Raw genomic sequence first — 16953 nt, 5'->3', positions numbered from 1 at the left:
GTGCTCTTTGTGGGGCCATTGTGTTGCTTTGCAGCAAATCAGCCCGGAACCTTCTTCAGCATCTCGATGCCGACCTTGCCTTCGGCGATCTCGCGCAGCGCGGTGACGCCGGGCTTGTTCTTGGTTTCGATCTTGGGCGTGTGACCCTGGCTCAGCATGCGTGCGCGGTAAGTGGCGGCCAACACGAGCTGGAAGCGGTTAGGGATCTGCTCCAGGCAGTCTTCAACAGTGATGCGTGCCATCAGGATCTCCGGGAAACGTCAGTTGGGTTCAGAAATATTGAGAGACTCGAAGGTCTCTGCGCGGCGGCTGCGCTGAGCCGCATACTTGAGGCGCTGGGCGTGGATGATCGTCTTGAGATCAAACAGTGCGCTCTCGAACAATTCGTTGATTATAACGAAGTCGAATTTCGCCACCTGGGCCATCTCCTCGGCCGCGTTCTTCAGGCGCAGCTCGATCACCTCGGGCGCGTCCTCGCCCCGGTTTTCCAGGCGGGCACGCAGCTCGTCCCAGCTGGGCGGCAGGATGAAGATCAGGACGGCGTTCGGAAACGCTTGCTTGACCTGCAGTGCGCCCTGGTAGTCGATCTCCAGCAGCACGTCGGTGCCGACCTGGATACGCTCTTCCAGAGCCTTCTTGGCCGTGCCGTAGCGGCGGCTGTGCACGTTCGCCCATTCGACGAAGGCGTTGTTCGACACCATGGCGTCGAACTCCTGGTCGGAGACGAAGTAGTACTCGCGGCCGTGCTTTTCCTGGCCACGCGGCGCGCGCGTGGTGTGGGAGACGGAAGGGGAGACGCGCGCATCGAACTCGCGCAGCGCGCGCACCAGGCTGGACTTGCCGGCCCCGCTGGGGGCCGAGACGACAAAGAGGTTTCCGGGGTAATCCATGGAATTTTGCGCAGTGTGTTCACGCATGGGCATCTGTGTTGGGCTTATTCGATGTTCTGCACCTGCTCGCGCATCTGCTCGATCAGCACCTTCATGTCCACGCTGATGCGGGTCAGCTCCAGCGTGGCGGACTTGGAGCCCAGCGTATTGGCTTCGCGGTGCAGTTCCTGGATCAGGAAGTCCAGGCGCTTGCCGATCTCGCCGCCCTTCTTGAGCAGGCTCTGGATCTCGTCCAGGTGCGAGTCCAGGCGGGTGACTTCCTCGGCCACGTCGATGCGGATGGCAAAGGCGGTGGCCTCGGTCAGGGCGCGGTCCTGGGCGGCTTCGGGCGCCACGGCGCCTTCGGCCAGGGCCATCGCTTCCTTCCAGCGCTCCATGAAGCGCAGGCGCTGCTGCTCCACGAGCTGGGGCACCAGGGGCGTGGCATCTGCCGCGAGCTTGCGCAGCTGCGCGATGCGGTCCAGCAGCATGGTGGCAAGGCGCTTGCCTTCGCGGGCGCGGGCCTCCAGCAGTTCGGTCAGGGCCTGCTCTGCCAGCGTGGGCAGCACGCTGCTCCAGTCAACGGCCGAGTTGCCGCTGCCGCTGGCCAGGCGCAGGGCGTCGGAGACGGACAGGCTGCGGGCGTCGGGCAGCCAGGACTGGACAGTGTCCTGGAGCATGGCCAGGCGCTGCAGCATGGCGGTGGAGGGGTCGGGCAGGGAGTTGCCGTCGTCGTTGTCGATGGCGGCGCGCACCTCGACCTTGCCGCGCTTGAGGCGGGCGGTCAAAAGGGCCCGCAAGGCTGGCTCATGCGCGCGCAGTTCGTCGGGCAGGCGGAACGAAAGATCCAGGAAGCGGCTGTTGACCGAGCGGATCTCCAGACCGAGCCGGCTGTTGCGGCCCGACGCTCCACCATCTTCTTCGGACGCGCCGTGCTGGGCACTGGCGTATCCGGTCATGCTGTAAACTGGCATTGGACTTTTGATGGATGCTTGCAATTGCCCGATTATCCGGGTTTCGCCCCATCCCTGAGACTCACCGGAGAAAAATGTCTTCCAAGATCAAGCCGGCGCCATTGCCGCCAGGCAGCACGATCGGCGGCTATCGGGTAGTGCGCAGGCTTGCTTCCGGCGGTTTCGGCGTCGTTTACCTGGCCTTGGATGCAGAGGGCAAGCAGGTGGCGATCAAGGAATACCTGCCCGCCTCGCTGGCCACCCGTGCCCCCGGAGAGCTGCAGCCCGCCGTGGCGCCCGAAAAACTTTCGCTGTACCGCCTGGGCCTCAAGAGCTTCTTCGAGGAAGGGCGTTCACTGGCGCAGATCTCGCACGCTTCCGTGGTCAGCGTGCTCAATTTCTTTCGCGAGAACGAAACCGTCTACATGGTGATGAACTACCTGGAGGGCGCCACCCTGCAGGACTTCGTCGTCACCGCGCGCGAGCTCAAGGCCGAGAAGGTGTTCCGTGAATCGACCATTCGCTCGCTGTTCGACGAGGTGCTGCGCGGCCTGCGCATCGTGCACCAGCACAAGATGCTGCACCTGGACATCAAGCCGGCCAACATCTTCATCACCAATGACGACCGTGCCGTGATGATCGACTTCGGCGCGGCGCGCGAGGTGCTGTCCAAGGAAGGCAACTTCATCCGCCCCATGTACACGCCGGGCTTTGCCGCGCCCGAGATGTACCGCCGCGACGCATCGCTGGGTCCCTGGACCGACATCTACGCCATCGGCGCCTGCATCTATGCCTGCATGCAGGGATTTCCGCCCAACGAGGCGCCGCAGCGCCAGGACAAGGACCGGCTCACGCTGGCGCTGACCAAGCTGCGCGGCGTGTATTCGGACAATCTCATCGAGGTGGTCGAGTGGTGCATGGCCGTGGACCCGGGATCGCGTCCGCAGTCGGTGTTTGCTCTGCAAAAGGAATTGAGCCGCGAAGGCGAGCGCCGCTACACCAAGCTCAGCGTCTCCGAGCGCATGCGCCTGCAGCTGGACACGCTGGTGACCGACGCCAAGAAGAACATGCAAAAGATCAGCGGCGCAGCGGGCCTGCCAGCCGTGGGCCAGGAGCGCAAGCCATGAGGTTTTCGGTATTCCAGCTGAGCCGCCGCGGCGGCCGTGCGCTCAATGAAGACCGCATGGGTTACTGCTACACGCGGGAAGCCGTGCTCTTCGTGCTGGCCGACGGCATGGGCGGCCATCCCGAAGGCGAGGTCGCCGCGCAGCTGGCGCTGCAGGTGATGTCCGTGCATTTCCAGCGCCAGGCCAAGCCGCTGCTCGAAGATCCGCAGGGCTTTCTGGTCGATGCGCTGCTGCACGCGCACCGGCAGATCCTGCGCTATGCCAGCGCCAAGGGAATGATCGACACGCCGCGCACCACGCTGGTCGCCGCCGTCATCCAGAAGGGCAAGATCACCTGGATCCATTGCGGCGACTCGCGCCTGTACCTGGTTCGCGGCGGCGAGCTGCTGGTGCGCACGCGCGATCACTCCTATCTGGAGATGGGCGAGATCGCGGCCCAGCTCAAGACATCGAGCCGCAACGTGCTGTTCACCTGCCTGGGCTCTCCGTCAAAGCCCATCTACGACGTGACCGAGCCGCGCCGGCTGGAGCAGGGCGACAAGCTGCTGCTGTGCTCCGACGGCCTGTGGGGCAGCGTGGACGAAGGGCACCTGCTGCGCACCCTGCACGGCCGCACCGTGTCCCAGGCCATTCCCCAGCTGGTCGATACGGCACTGCGCAATGCGGGCGATGCCAGCGACAACGTCACGGCCATTGCCATGGAGTGGGAGACGCCAGACGCCTTCGAGTCCACCATGGGCATCTCCACCCAGGACATCGAGAACGACGCGTTTGAATCCACGATCCAGGGCGGGGCAATCGAAGACCTGGAAGATGAGCTCGACGACGCGGCCATCGAGCGCTCCATCGCCGAGATCAACGAAGCGATACGCCGCTCGGCCGAGCGCCAGTTCAAGCGCTGAATGCCGCTGCTGGCCCGCGGCAGCGGTGCCGTTGGCGCGCATGGACTACCGAACCTATTGACGACAAAGGGCGCACGGGCGCCCGAATGGATTTCTACGATGAAGATTGTGTTGGCCTCCAACAACCGCGGCAAGCTCGCCGAGCTGCAAGCCATGTTCGCCCCGCTGGGGGTGGAGCTGATCCGCCAGGGCGACCTGTTCGAGGGCGAGGCGCCCGAGCCGCATTGCACCTTTGTGGAGAACGCGCTGGCCAAGGCCCGCTTCGCGGCCGAGCGCACGGGCCTGCCCGCCATTGCCGACGACGCCGGCATGTGCGTCTCGCACTTCGGCGGGCTGCCGGGCGTGGATACGGCCTACTACTGCACGCAGTTCGGCTACGAGAAAAGCGACGACAACAACGTGCGCGCGCTGCTGGAGCAGATGCAGGGCGTGGCCGACCGCCGCGCCGCCATGGTCAGCACCCTGGTGGGCGTTCGCAGCGCAAAGGATCCCGAACCGCTGATCGCCATGGGCCGTGTGCTCGGCGAGATCACCACCGAGCGCCGTGGCACGCAGGGCTTCGGCTTCGACCCCGTGATGTACATCCCCGAGCTGGGCCAGACCTTCGCCGAGATGGACCCGGCCGTGAAGCACGCGCACAGCCACCGCGGCCGCGCCACGCTGCAGATGATCGAACTCGTGCGCGAGCGCTGGGTGCGATGATTCCCATCCAGCCCCAGGATGCGGCCGCCGGCGCCCAGGCCGCCGTGCAGCGCGACATCCAGCACTACATGCGCCCCGGCACGCTGCAGCTGGGCAGCCTGCCGCCGCTGTCGCTGTACGTGCACCTGCCCTGGTGCATACGCAAGTGCCCGTACTGCGACTTCAACTCGCACGAGCACGGCCGCGACGGCCCCGAGCTGCCCGAAGACCGCTACATCGACGCCCTGGTCGCCGACCTGGAAAGCGCGCTGCCGCTGATCTGGGGCCGCACCGTGCACAGCATCTTCATCGGTGGCGGCACGCCCAGCCTGTTCGCGCCCGAGTCCATCGACCGGCTGCTGGCCGCCATCCGTGCGCGCCTGCGCATGGAGGCCGACTGCGAGATCACCATGGAGGCCAACCCCGGCACCTTCGAGACCGACCGCTTCCGCGCCTTCCGCGCGGCCGGTGTCACGCGGCTGTCCATTGGCGTGCAGAGCTTCGACGACCGCCTGCTGCAGGCCGTGGGCCGCGTGCACGATGGCGCCCAGGCGCGTGCGGCCGTGCGCGAGGCGGCCGACAGCTTCGAGACCTTCAACATCGACCTGATGTACGCGCTGCCCGGCCAGACCGAGCTGGACCTGGCGCGTGACCTGGACGTGGCCCTGTCCTTCGCGCCGCCGCACCTGTCGGTCTATCACCTGACCATCGAACCCAATACGTATTTCGCCAAGTTCCCGCCGGCCATTCCCGAGGACGACCTGGCCTACGACATGCTGGACCGCATCACCGCGCGCACCGCCGCCGCAGGCATGCAGCGCTACGAGATATCAGCCTATGCGCGCGAGGGCCACCAGTGCTGGCACAACCGCAACTACTGGCAGTTCGGCGACTACCTGGGCATTGGCGCGGGCGCGCACAGCAAGCTCAGCTTTGCCCACCGCATCGTGCGCCAGGTGCGCTTTCGCGATCCCGCGCGCTACATGGACCAGGCCCTGGCCGGCGCGCCACTGGCGCAGGACGGCGAGGTGCGCCGCGCCGACCTGCCCTTCGAGTACATGCTCAACGCGCTGCGCCTGCGCGAAGGCTTTGCGCTGCAGGACTTCATGGAGCGCACGGGCCTGCCGCTGTCGTCCATCGCCAAGGGGCTGGATGCAGCACAGGCCAAGGGCCTGATCAAGCGCGACCTGGGCCGGGTGGTGCCCACGGAGCGGGGCTTTGACTTCCTCAGCGACCTGCAGGAGCTGTTCCTGGCAGAGTGAGCGGGCCGACGACGATTGAAAAAGGACGCCTCGGCGTCCTTTCTTCATCCAGCGCCACAGCGCAATCGGTCGGCGATCAGCCGCAGCGCACGGCCACGATGCGGCCGGTTCCATCGACCACCAGGTTCAGGCGTTCCTGGTTGAACTCCATCGTCGTTGGCTGGCCTTCGCGCAGCACGCGGGCCATGTAGGCGCCCGACTGCTTGCGGGCGGCCTCCAGCGTGGCCGAGGTATTGCTCTTGCCCACGAAGGACTGGGCCGATGCCGCATTGCAGACCTGCACGGGGCGCGGGGCCGGTTGCGCCGCGCCGCCGCTGCTGCCGCCAAAAGGATTGCTCATGCCGGCGCAACCCGCAACCAGGGTGGTGGCGCCCAGCAGGGCCAGGGCGGCAAGGCGGCGGTGCAGGGCTGGGGTGGTGATCGTCGGCATGGTCTGTCTCCTCAATTCAGGGGGTGTGTGCTGCGCAGTATCAGGGCGGGCGCTGGCGCATCGCCTCGGACAACGCCGCATACCTTAGCCGGGCTCGGGCGGTGCCATTGGCATGCGGAAGTAACAGGCGGCAGCAAAGGCATCACGAAGGCATTGCCAAGGTGCTGCCAGGGCATCACCGCCGCGCGCTGCGGCCTTCCGCAGGGGCGTGGTGGAAGACCGTGGCCTCCAGGCCCATGGCGCGTATCCTGGCCGCCGCCTGATCGGCGCTGCGCTGCTTGGCAAAGGGGCCCGAGCGCACGCGCACGATCTCGCCCTTGTTGCTGTGCAGGGTCTGGCTGAGCGTGGGCAGCTTGGCTTTCTCCAGCCGCTCCACCACGCGCCCGGCATTGGCGGCTTCAGAGAACACGCCGATGTTGATGTAGTAGTTGCCCGGCTCCAGAGCCGCCGAGGCAGGCTTGGCAGGTGCCGGGGCCTTTGCGACGGGTTCGGCAGGCTTGGCAGGCTTGGCTGGTTTGGTTTCAGCCGCCACCTTGGAGGGCTTGGCGGGCGCTGGAGTGGCTGTGTGTACGGACGCTGGTGCAGGTGCAGGCGCAGGCGCTTTGGCTGGCACCAACGCGGCCTTGACGGGAATGGCTGCCGCTGCAGTGGCCGCGACGGCACCCGCAGCGCCGGCAGCTGCTACTACGGGCATGGGTTCGACCGTGCCGGAGACGGTGCTGCCGGCAACGGGCAAGGGCGCTTGCGGATCAGGGCGCGCCTCGGCCTGGGCGACTGGCTCTTGCGGCTGGGGCGTGGGTGCGGGAGTGGGGGCGGGTGTGGGCGCCGGTTCCGTCCTTGGCGTTTCAACGGCAGCTACGGCTGCGGCGGGCGTTGGCGCCACGGCTGGTGCAGCTGGCGAAACTGGTGCAGCGGCCGGTACGGCTTCGGATGGAATCACCTCGGTCTGTGCCGCCATGAAATGTGGCGTGCCCGACAGCGCCCAGATGCCGGCACCCGCAGCGGCGGCAAGCACCGCACCGGCCGCCACGGCCAGGCGCTTGCGCAAGGGCGTGGCCGCGCGGCGGGCCAGGCGTTCGTGCGCTGCGGCCATGTTGGGGGCCTCGCCAATGGCTTGCAGGGTGAGGCGGCGCACATGGTGCCAGTACAGGGCATTGGCGCCCAGGCCGGGAATGGCAATCGCCATCAGCACCAGCATGGCATCGATGCCGTGGGCTATGGCCGGGGGCAGGCCCAGCGCGGGGCGCAGCAGCAGGCCCCAGACCAGGCCCGTGCCGCCGGCGGCCAGCGCGTAGAGGCCGCCCTCTTGCCACAGCCCGCGCAGCCCGCACCAGGGCAGGGTGAACAGGCCTGCGGCCAGGTTCCAGGTGGGCAGGGGCTTGCCCAGCGCATCGAAGCGCTCGAACAGGCGCAGGTAGTAGTCGCGCGAGGGCTCGCCAATCAGGCTGGCGTACAGGCCGGGCATCAGGCCTGCACCCTGGCCACCGGTGAAGCTGGTCGTGCCGGAATTCGTGCCGGAACTTGCGCCGGGGGCCGCCCTTTCGTCGGCGGCTGGGCCGTCATCGCCGTGCTGCAGCGCATAGGCTGCGGCGGCGAAGGCGCTGGCGATCGAGGGCGGCAGCTTGCTGGGGCTCTTGGCGGTGCCGGGCTCGGCAAAGGCGGGCTCCTGCCGTGCAGGGGCCGCCTGCCTTCCGAAGTCGATGGTGGCGGGAGGTGCTGAGAGGGCTTCTTCCGATGGGGCGGGCATGTCAGCAATTGTGTCATGCACTCGTGGCTGTCGGAATCACGACATTCGTGGCTATCGATCGGGCGAATCCATCGCGCCCGATCGATTGGAGGCTGCTGTCAGCCCTGGCGCGCGGGCAGCACCGTGGCGCGGCACTCGCCGAAGCCGATGCGCGCGGCGCCCGGCTTCTCGCACCAGCCGCGCAGGATCACGGCATCGCCGTCCTGCAGGAAGGTGCGGCTCTCGCCATTGGCCAGCGCCACGGGCTTCTTGCCGCCTTCGGTCAGCTCCAGCAGCGCACCGGCTTCGCTGGAGGTGGGGCCGGACAGCGTGCCCGTGCCCAGCAGGTCACCGGGCTGCAGGTCGCAGCCGTTGACGCTGTGGTGGGCCACCAGCTGGGCCATGGTCCAGTAGGCGTGGCGGTAGCTGGTGTGGGTAATCTGCTGGGCCGCCTGGCCTTCGGCGCGCATGCGGCCGGTCTCCAGCGCCACGCTCAACTGCACGTCGAACGCGCCGCGCTCGGAGTTGGCGGCCGAGCTCAGGTAGGGCAGGGGCTGGGGATCTGCGGCGGGCCGCGTGAACGCCGTGCGGTAGGGCTCCAGCGCCTCCAGCGTCACGATCCAGGGCGAGACCGTGGTGGCGAAGTTCTTCGACAGGAAGGGGCCCAGCGGCTGGTATTCCCAGGCCTGGATGTCGCGCGCCGACCAGTCGTTGAGCAGGCACAGGCCGAAGATGTGGTTCTCTGCCTCGTCCATGGAAATCGCCTCGCCCCAGGCGTTGCCGGCGCCGGTGTAGATGCCCATCTCCAGCTCATAGTCCAGGCGTGCGCAGGGCTTGAGTGCGGGCGCGGCAGCGTCGGGCGCCTTCAGCTGGCCCATGGGGCGGCGGAAGTCCACGCCCGACACGCGCAGGCTGGAGGCGCGGCCGTGGTAGCCAATTGGCACCCACTTGTAGTTCTCCATCAGCGGGTTGTCCGGGCGGAACAGCTTGCCGACGTTGGTGGCGTGGTGCACCGAGGTATAGAAGTCCGTGTAGTCGCCGACCTGGGCCGGCACGGCGTACTCCACCTCGGCCTGGGGTACCAGGCAATCCTTGAGGGCGTCCTGCGCGGCAGCGCCTTCGCGCAGCGCGCGCGACAGCGCCAGGCGCAGGGCCGACCAGGCGGCCGGCCCCATGGCCATGAAGCCGTTCAGGCGCTGCTGCGAAGCGGCCTCCAGCTGCGGCTGCACGGCATCGCCCAGCGCCTTGAGGGCGCTTGCGCGCGCCAGGTCCAGCACCTGGTCGCCGATGGCCACGCCGCCGCGCCAGGCCTCCTGGCTGCCTGCGCGGCGGAACACCGCGTAGGGCAGGTTCTGGATGGGGAAGTCGCTGGCGCCGGTGTTGGCCGAGGCCACCCAGCTGCGCAGGCCTGCGTCATGGGTTTCGTTCAAGGACATCTGTCTCTCCTGGTTGGGTTTGTCTGTCGTTGGTATGAAAAGGGGTTTGGCGGGGCAGGGCGAGGCGTGGCCGGCTCAGGCAGCGGCAAAGCCGCCGTCCATGTTCCAGTGTGCGCCGCGCACCTGGGCGGCCTGCTCGCTGGCCAGGAAACCGGCCAGCGCCGCCACCTGCTCCACGGTCACGAAGGCCTGGGAGGGCTGCTTGGCGCCCAGCAGCTGGCGGGCCGCCGCGTCGGCATCCAGCCCCTCGTGCGCGGCCAGCGCATCGATCTGCCGTTGCACCAGCGGCGTCAGCACCCAGCCGGGGCAGATGGCGTTGCAGGTCACGGGCGTGGTGGCGAACTCCAGCGCCACCGACTTGGTCAGGCCGATCAGCCCGTGCTTGCTGGCCACATAGGCCGGCTTGCGCGCCACGCCCACCAGCCCGCTGACCGAGGCGATATTGATGATGCGGCCCCAGCCGCGCTCCAGCATCTGCGGCGCGCAGGCCTGGATGGCGTGGAAGGGCGCCGATAGGTTGACGGCCAGCAGCTCGTCCCACTTGCCGGCCGGGAATTCGAGCAGCGGGCTCACATGCTGCATGCCTGCGTTGTTGACCAGGATGTCGATGGCGCCCATCTCGGCCGCAATGCGCTGCGCCAGCGGGGCGATGGCGCTGCCGTCGCGCAGGTCCAGCCCGTAGTGGCGCACCGGCACGCCATGCGTTTGGGCGATCTCGCGCACCAGCGCATCGGTCTCGGCAGAAGCGGCGGCCTGGCCATGCAGCGCGATGGCTGCACCCTCGCTGGCCAGATGGCGCGCCACGGCCAGGCCGATGCCGCTGGTCGAGCCGGTGATCCAGGCCACGCGGCCCGCATGCGGGCGGCTGGCCGGGGTGGAGGGGGTGGGGTTCATTTCAGAAGATCCATTTCCATATGCACGTACTCGCTGAGAAAGCGGACCCGCGCCCAGTAGATCAGCAGCCCGTCGGCATTGCAGGCCCAGCGCAGCGCCTGCATCAGCGGCGTGCCCAGGGCCACGCCCAGGTGCTCGGCGGCCAGTTCGTCGGCCGGCGCCACGCTCAGGTGCTGGCGCGCCACGGCAATGCGCGAGGGGTCGCTGCTCAGGGCCACGGCCAGGGAGCTGCGCTGCAGCTGGGCCTCGATCTCGGGGAACAGTTCCTGCTCCAGGTACAGCTGCGACAGGCAAAACCGCGCCGCGTCATGGTCGTACACGCGCAGCAGGTGCACGTAGGCGGGGGCCATGCGGCCCACGTCGGGGAAGCCTTCGGGAATCGGCGGCAGGCAGTCCCGCCCGGTGTGCAGGGTGATCTGGCCGATGTGGGCGCCAAAGGCCACCAGCTCCTTCCAGCTGGTGGGCAGCAGAAAGGACGGCGGCTTGTAGGGCGCCGCAATCACCCGCGTGCCGCCGCGCTTGCGCGTGAGCAGCAGGCCCTCTGCCACCAGGGCGCCCAGCGCCATGCGCACCGTGGTGCGCGACACGCCATGCAGCGCCTGCAGCTCCTGCACCGTGGGAATGGCGCTGCCTACGGGCCAGGCGCCCGTGGACACCTTGCTGCGGAACAGCCGCGCCAGCTGCAGGTGCAGCTTGTCCCGGCCTTGTTGAGGGGCCGACGCGGTGGAGTTGGAGGGCATGAAGGCAATAAAGTATCTATTCAGTGCTTTTATTTTTGCACAAAGCAATAGCCCTGACAGCCTGCACTGACGCCCGTCGTTGACAAATGTCTTCAATTGGACAGGCCGAATGACTTTTAAACTGCGGCCCTTTTTCCGTTTTTCGAACGTTGGCCAGAGCGGCCGTTGGGTATTTCATGCAGCAGCAACATGCTTGGGAGTTTTTTCGCGCCGGTGGAGTGGACCAGGTGGTCATCCGCACCGGGCAGGACATTGCGCACATCGGCGAGCTGGACCAGAAGCTGTGGGTGGCCCTGGCCTGCCCCACGCGCGGCATCGAGTTCGACAGCGACACGCTGGACCTGATCGACGAAGACAAGGACGGCCGCATCCGCCCGCCCGAGCTGATCGCCGCCTGCCAATGGGCCGTGGCGCGCGTGCGCGACCCGCAGGTGCTGGCCGATGGCGGCGACGTGCTGCAACTGTCCAGCCTGGAGCGCGACAGCGAGCAGGGCGCCCTGCTGCATGCCGAGGCCGAGCGCATGCTGGCCCTGTCCGGTCAGGCCGGCGGCGCCGCGCTGAGCCTGGCCCAGGTGCGCGAGCGCCTGGCCTCCCTGGCGGCCATGCGCTTCAATGGCGACGGCATCGTCAGCCCCGCCACGGCCGAGGGCGACAAGGCACTGGCCGAGCTGATCGAACGCATTGGCAAGGCCTACGGCACCGCTGCCGGCGCCGACGGCGTGGCCGGCATCGCGCGCCAGCAGGCAGAGGCTTTCTATGCGGACCTGCGCGCACTGCGCGACTGGCATGCGGGCGCCGAGGCCCTGGGCTGCGGCATTGCCGAGCGCGACCAGGCCCTAGCCGCCGCCCGCGCCGTGGACGCGGTCCAGGCCAAGGTGGACGACTTCTTCGCACGCACACGCCTGGCCGCCTTCGACACGCGCGCGCAGGACCCGCTCAACCCCTCCGTGGAGGGCTATGCCGCCCTGGGCCGCGAAGTGCTGGACAGCGGCGCCCAAGCCATTGCCGCGCTGCCCCTGGCCGCCGTGGCGGCCGATCGCGCGCTGCCGCTGGCCCAGGGCGTCAACCCCGCATGGGCCGGCGCGCTGCAGGCGCTGCGCGAGCAGGCCGTGCAGCCCGTGCTGGGCGAAGACCTGCAGGAGATCACCGCCGCGCAGTGGGAACAGGTCAAGGCCGCCCTGCAGCCCTGCCGCCAATGGCTGGCGGCCCGGCCCGCCACGCCGCTCGATGCCCTGTCGCAGCAGGAGGTGCAGGCGCTGCTGGACGGCGGCCAGGAAGCCGCGCTGCTGGACCTCATCGCCCAGGACGAGTCCGAAAAGGAACACAGCCTGCAGGCCGTGGCGCTGGAAAAGCTCATCCGCCTGCAGCGCGACCTGCTGGCGCTGCTCAACAACTTCGTCTCGTTCAGCCTCTTTTACCGGCGCGAGGGCGCGGCCTTCCAGGCCGGCACGCTCTACCTGGATGCCCGCAGCTGCGACCTGACCGTGGAAGTGAGCGACACGGCTGCCCATGCCGCGCTGGCCGGCCGCGCCAAGACCTGCCTGGCCTACTGCGAGCTCCGGCGCGAGGGCAAGAAGAAAGCCATCGTCGCGGCCTTCACGGCGGGCGATGTGGACTTTCTCTTCGTGGGCCGCAACGGCGTGTTCTATGACCGCGCGGGCAACGACTGGGACGCCACCATCGTCAAGCTCATCGAGAACCCCACCAGCATCGGCCAGGCCTTCTTCCTGCCCTACAAGAAATTCCTGCGCATGGTGGAGGAACAGGTGGCCAAGCGCGCCTCGGCCAAGGAGGAGGGCGTGACCGCCAGCCTGGGCACACAGGCCGGCCAGCTGGTCACGGCGCCCGGCACCGCAGCGGCCAGCGCCGCCACGGCCACGGCGGCCGCCGCCCCGCGCAAGACCGATGTGGGCACCGTGGCCGCCCTGGGCGTGGCCCTGGGCTCCATCAGCGCCGTGCTGGTGGGCATCTTCGGCAAGTTCATTGACCTGGGGCCCTGGATTCCCGTGGCCCTGGTCGGCCTCATCGCGGCCATCTCAGGGCCCAGCATGATGATTGCCTGGCTCAAGCTGCGCCAGCGCAGCCTGGGGCCCATCCTGGACGCCAGCGGCTGGGCCATCAACGGCCGCATGCGCATCAACCTGCCGCTGGGCCGCAGCCTGTCGCAGACCGCCAAGGTGCCGGTGGGCGCACGGCGCACGGCGGGCGATCCCTATGCGGAAGGCAACGGCCTGCGCAACACCCTGGTGGCGCTGGCCGTGGTGGCCTTGCTGGCACTGATGGCCTGGCGCCTGCACTGGGTCGATGGCCTGCTGCCCGCCGGCTGGCAGTACGGCGCGGCACCGGCCGCTGTGCCGACTGCGCCAGAGTCCGCACCTGCGCCTGCGCCAGCAGCGGCACAGGCACCTGCAGCGGCACCTGCAGCGGCACCTGCAGCGGCACCTGCAGCGGCGGCCCAGTAAGTCGATGCCAAGGGGCGGGCAGGGCACTTGCCCCGCCCCGGTCGGGAAACCTCAAGGCGCGACAATAGCGCCATGACCACCCCCACCCACGTACAACGCAGTGCCGTGCCCCTGAGCACGCACGACACCACCCGCATCGACGACCTGCGCATCAAGGCCGTGCGCCCCCTGATCACCCCGGCCCTGCTGCAGGAATGGCTGCCCGCGCCCGAAGCCGCGCAGCAACTGGTGGAAACCAGCCGCGCCGCCATCTCGGACGTACTGCAGGGCCGGGACGACCGGCTCATCGTCGTCGTCGGACCCTGCTCCATCCACGACCACGACCAGGCCATGGACTATGCGCGCCAGCTCAAGGCCCAGGCCGACGCCCTGGCCGGCGAGCTGCTCGTGGTCATGCGCGTCTACTTCGAGAAGCCCCGCACCACCGTGGGCTGGAAGGGATACATCAACGACCCGCACCTGGACGGCAGCTTCGCCATCAACGAAGGCCTGGAAATGGCCCGCGCCCTGCTGCTGGACGTGCTGGCCCTGGGCCTGCCCGTGGGCACGGAATTCCTGGACCTGCTGTCGCCGCAATTCATCAGCGACCTGGTCAGCTGGGGCGCCATCGGCGCGCGCACCACGGAAAGCCAGAGCCACCGCCAGCTGGCCAGCGGCCTGTCCTGCCCCGTGGGCTTCAAGAACGGCACGGACGGCGGCGTCAAGGTGGCCAGCGATGCCATCCAGGCGGCCAGCGCGCCCCACGCCTTCATGGGCATGACCAAGATGGGCCAGTCCGCCATCTTCGAGACCCGCGGCAATGGCGACTGCCACGTCATCCTGCGCGGCGGCAAGCAGCCCAACTACGGCGCCGAGCATGTGCAGGCCGCCTGCGCCCTGCTGGAAGGCGCAGGCCTGCGCCCGCAGGTCATGATCGATGTCTCCCACGCCAACAGCAGCAAGCAGCACCGCCGCCAGATCGACGTGGCGGCCGACGTGGCCCAGCAGATCGCCGGTGGCGATGCCCGCATCACGGGGTTGATGATCGAAAGCCACCTGCAGGAAGGGCGGCAGGACATCGTGAACGGCCAGCCGCTGGCGCATGGCGTGTCCGTGACCGATGCCTGCATCAGCCTGGAGCAGACCGTGCCTGTGCTGGAGCAGCTGGCTGCAGCAGTGAAGGCGCGGCGGGCGAAGCTGCGGGGGTGAGTTGACTGGTCGGGTCTGTTTTGGACCCGCGTCAGACAAGGGAGCAGTCCTGTCCTTCGGCAGGACTGCAATGCTGCAACCGCTACAGCGCAGTGGCGTGCATACAGGTCGCCGATGTAAAGACAGGGTCGGCAGACTGCGAGATCTCATTCAGATGCTGGGGCAGCGCATGCCCGCATCACGCTTTTCAGACCAGTCCGATTGCGTCATGCAGTTTTGCAATCAATGATTTGGCCAATTCGGATTGGCTAAAAAGAAACTTCAATTGCTGCATCCGCATGTTTTATTCACATGCGAGGTGTACATGGGTTGGTATCACGCCGACCGATTGCTGATAACAGTGATCGAAATTCGTCAGAGGACTGATATGAAAATCCAGAAGAGAAAAATCATGAAATGCGTGTCTAGCCAAAAAATGGCAACTGGTCAGCATTGTGAAGGCAGATGGCCTGACCATACTTAAAGAAAGGGGCAAACGCCCCTTTTTCATTGTTGAAATATCACAAACAATGCATGAGGTGAAAGATGTTGGTCAAGCCTGATTTGGATCAATCAAGAATATATATAGAATCGATGGATTTTAGTATGCTATTTTTGAAGTTGACGCAGCCTGATCCTAATATTGCAATATTGTGGAGCAATGATGCATTGGAGGTGGCTATTCGTTATTACAAAAATTTTCTATGGATAAATAGGAAATACTACCGATCGTACGATCATATACCTCCTTCTTCGGAAATTGATGAAATATGGCATCATCATATTTTGGACACGGAGAAATACTTCAAGGATTGCTACAATATATTTGGTCATTATTTTCATCATTATCCATACTTCGGAATGAGAGGTCCGGAGGATAATAAGAGAATGCATGACTCCTTCAAAGTAACCCAGGATCTTCATTTCAAAGAATTTGGGTCATATATCATGAGCTTTGATTCTGCGGAGGAGGGTTGGAAATGAGGCCTGGTGATGCAAAGCGGGTATTTGACCTCGCAGTTGGGCGCTCCGCACCACCGCTTGCCTCCATGGTCACCATTTTTGCCATTAGTTTCCATAGCCCTGCTCTTGTTGCCCAATTCAGCATCGCCCTTTCCTTTGCTTCACTTTTCTTTGTATTTCCGGCGAGTATTGGCGCCATCTTCTTTTCGGAAATGGCTGCCAGCAAAGATAAGGAGCAGTCAGACTCACTCATCAGTTTGCTGCTTTGGCTGGTCCTCCTATACACCGGGTTTTGTTTTATTCTGGTGTATTGGCTTCCTGTTATCTCGAAAACCCTGATATCCGGTTTGCCAGAGGAACTGTTGGATGGGGCCGTATCGCAGGCAAGATTGATAATTCTGTGTATTCCATTCTTCGGAATCATCAATGTATGTAGCTGCGTTCTTGAGTCAAGATCACATACTGCCATCGTTGCAAAATTCAGAATGTGGCAGGTTTTTTTCCATGCAGCCTGTGTGATTGTTGTGCTGGTGCTGCTTGGGAGGAATGAGTGGATGAGTGATGACTCGGTCGCTCTTGCCTATCTGTTCAGTGACATCATTTTTTCCATTGCCGCATATGCTTTGATGCGGAAATACTGTCAATTCGGTTTTTCATTCAATTTTCGTGGATTGCCTGGCAGAAGAATATTTTCCGTTTTGATTCCTGGCTATGCCAATTCTTTCTTTGGAAAATATCTGCTTTATATATTGTCAATGTCTGTTGCAGGGCTGGGTGCAATGTATTCTGCAATTCAATCCCAAGCTTCTGCCATATTGCTTTTGGCAGAACTGCCTGCCATGGGAGTCTGTGCTCTTCTGGCGATGGAGATATCAAAAAATCGTGGAAGATGGGCAGTGCAATTTCAGTTCATCAAAGATTCTTCTTCATTGATGATTTATTGTGCCATTATTCCGGCTGTTGCATTGTTTGTATTCATGCTGTTCTATGAAATATCGATGGCCAATGGTTATCAAATTGTCGGTGAGGGGTTCCTTTCCTTGGTGTGCAAAGGAACTACGGATGTGGGGTTTTTCTATGCGGCAGCAATTTCTGGCGGGCTAGGCTTTTATTGGTCGTCAAGAATCATTTTTTGGGTTGTTTACGCATTGGTGTTTTTTGCCCCGATGTCATTGGGATTTCATGGCTCCAGTTATTCCATGATCAATTATGTTTTCTCATTTTCTTCTCTCCTGTCCTGTGCGCTGTTGGTCCTGCTTATCCGCAACAGGCGAGATTCCCTATCCGAAGAGAAGATTGGCTTGAAGCAGAGCCTGTAGCAGTGGTGGCCCTTGGCGAGGT

Annotated in this window: 15 protein-coding genes; 7 read left to right on the top strand and 8 right to left on the bottom strand. The window is 65.2% G+C overall.

The genetic code is table 11. The features are described from left to right. Window positions 1-38: 38 nt before the first annotated feature. Genes rpoZ through GRX31_RS14730 form a run of 3 tightly spaced genes read right to left on the bottom strand, consistent with a single transcriptional unit; the run spans window position 39 to window position 1828 of the window. On the bottom strand, window positions 39-242 hold the full coding sequence (gene rpoZ / locus GRX31_RS14740; protein ID WP_016450310.1) for a DNA-directed RNA polymerase subunit omega: 204 nt from the start codon (window positions 240-242) through the stop codon (window positions 39-41). A gap of 18 nt (window positions 243-260) precedes the next feature. After that, window positions 261-890, bottom strand: coding sequence for a guanylate kinase (gene gmk / locus GRX31_RS14735; RefSeq protein ID WP_016450311.1), 630 nt, complete (start codon window positions 888-890; stop codon window positions 261-263). Window positions 891-934: 44 nt separating this feature from the next. After that, window positions 935-1828: a YicC/YloC family endoribonuclease gene (locus GRX31_RS14730; protein WP_017407182.1), complete on the bottom strand. Its 894-nt coding sequence runs from the start codon at window positions 1826-1828 to the stop codon at window positions 935-937. An 89-nt stretch (window positions 1829-1917) separates the two neighbouring features. Here GRX31_RS14730 and GRX31_RS14725 point away from each other — a divergent pair, with 89 nt between their 5' ends. The 4 genes from GRX31_RS14725 to hemW all read left to right on the top strand — a co-directional run bounded on the left by GRX31_RS14725 (window position 1918) and on the right by hemW (window position 5794). Further along, a complete protein-coding gene (locus tag GRX31_RS14725; RefSeq protein WP_016450313.1) occupies window positions 1918-2949 on the top strand; it encodes a serine/threonine protein kinase in 1032 nt (343 codons plus the stop codon). Beyond that, window positions 2946-3851 carry a PP2C family protein-serine/threonine phosphatase gene (locus GRX31_RS14720; RefSeq protein ID WP_016450314.1) on the top strand — a complete coding sequence of 302 codons (906 nt, stop codon included), beginning with the start codon at window positions 2946-2948 and terminating at the stop codon, window positions 3849-3851. Before GRX31_RS14725 ends, GRX31_RS14720 begins: the two co-directional genes overlap by 4 nt. 99 nt (window positions 3852-3950) lie before the next feature. Beyond that, the gene (rdgB, locus tag GRX31_RS14715; protein WP_016450315.1) at window positions 3951-4553 is read left to right on the top strand and encodes an RdgB/HAM1 family non-canonical purine NTP pyrophosphatase; all 603 of its coding nucleotides are present in this window, start codon (window positions 3951-3953) and stop codon (window positions 4551-4553) included. Then, window positions 4550-5794: a radical SAM family heme chaperone HemW gene (gene hemW, locus GRX31_RS14710; protein ID WP_160853315.1), complete on the top strand. Its 1245-nt coding sequence runs from the start codon at window positions 4550-4552 to the stop codon at window positions 5792-5794. The genes rdgB and hemW overlap by 4 nt, the downstream gene beginning before the upstream one ends. A 76-nt stretch (window positions 5795-5870) precedes the next feature. Here the strand turns inward: hemW and GRX31_RS14705 are convergent, their stop codons facing one another. The 5 genes from GRX31_RS14705 to GRX31_RS14685 all read right to left on the bottom strand — a co-directional run bounded on the left by GRX31_RS14705 (window position 5871) and on the right by GRX31_RS14685 (window position 11020). Next, window positions 5871-6224 carry an I78 family peptidase inhibitor gene (locus GRX31_RS14705; RefSeq protein WP_151019665.1) on the bottom strand — a complete coding sequence of 118 codons (354 nt, stop codon included), beginning with the start codon at window positions 6222-6224 and terminating at the stop codon, window positions 5871-5873. Window positions 6225-6399: 175 nt separating this feature from the next. Next, window positions 6400-7971 carry an SPOR domain-containing protein gene (locus GRX31_RS14700; protein ID WP_160853313.1) on the bottom strand — a complete coding sequence of 524 codons (1572 nt, stop codon included), beginning with the start codon at window positions 7969-7971 and terminating at the stop codon, window positions 6400-6402. A 98-nt stretch (window positions 7972-8069) separates the two neighbouring features. After that, complete coding sequence (gene fahA / locus GRX31_RS14695) at window positions 8070-9386, bottom strand: fumarylacetoacetase (RefSeq protein WP_160853311.1); 1317 nt, start codon at window positions 9384-9386, stop codon at window positions 8070-8072. 75 nt (window positions 9387-9461) lie between these two features. After that, a complete protein-coding gene (locus GRX31_RS14690) occupies window positions 9462-10280 on the bottom strand; it encodes a 3-hydroxybutyrate dehydrogenase (protein WP_160853309.1) in 819 nt (272 codons plus the stop codon). Then, complete coding sequence (locus GRX31_RS14685; protein ID WP_016450321.1) at window positions 10277-11020, bottom strand: GntR family transcriptional regulator; 744 nt, start codon at window positions 11018-11020, stop codon at window positions 10277-10279. Before GRX31_RS14685 ends, GRX31_RS14690 begins: the two co-directional genes overlap by 4 nt. A gap of 176 nt (window positions 11021-11196) precedes the next feature. On the opposite strand from GRX31_RS14685, the gene GRX31_RS14680 reads away from it, so the two are divergent. The 3 genes from GRX31_RS14680 (at window position 11197) to GRX31_RS14665 (ending at window position 16931) form a co-directional block, all read left to right on the top strand. Then, a complete protein-coding gene (locus GRX31_RS14680; RefSeq protein ID WP_160853307.1) occupies window positions 11197-13482 on the top strand; it encodes a hypothetical protein in 2286 nt (761 codons plus the stop codon). A gap of 72 nt (window positions 13483-13554) precedes the next feature. Beyond that, window positions 13555-14670 carry a 3-deoxy-7-phosphoheptulonate synthase gene (locus GRX31_RS14675; protein ID WP_160853305.1) on the top strand — a complete coding sequence of 372 codons (1116 nt, stop codon included), beginning with the start codon at window positions 13555-13557 and terminating at the stop codon, window positions 14668-14670. A gap of 959 nt (window positions 14671-15629) precedes the next feature. After that, a complete protein-coding gene (locus GRX31_RS14665) occupies window positions 15630-16931 on the top strand; it encodes an MATE family efflux transporter (RefSeq protein ID WP_160853301.1) in 1302 nt (433 codons plus the stop codon). The last annotated feature ends 22 nt before the right edge of the window (window positions 16932-16953 follow it).

The sequence above is a fragment of the Delftia sp. CH05 genome, assembly GCF_009827015.1.
Lineage (GTDB): Bacteria > Pseudomonadota > Gammaproteobacteria > Burkholderiales > Burkholderiaceae_C > Comamonas > Comamonas tsuruhatensis.
The sequence above is the reverse complement of the archived record's forward strand: the minus strand, read 5'-3'. Positions and strand labels throughout refer to the sequence as shown.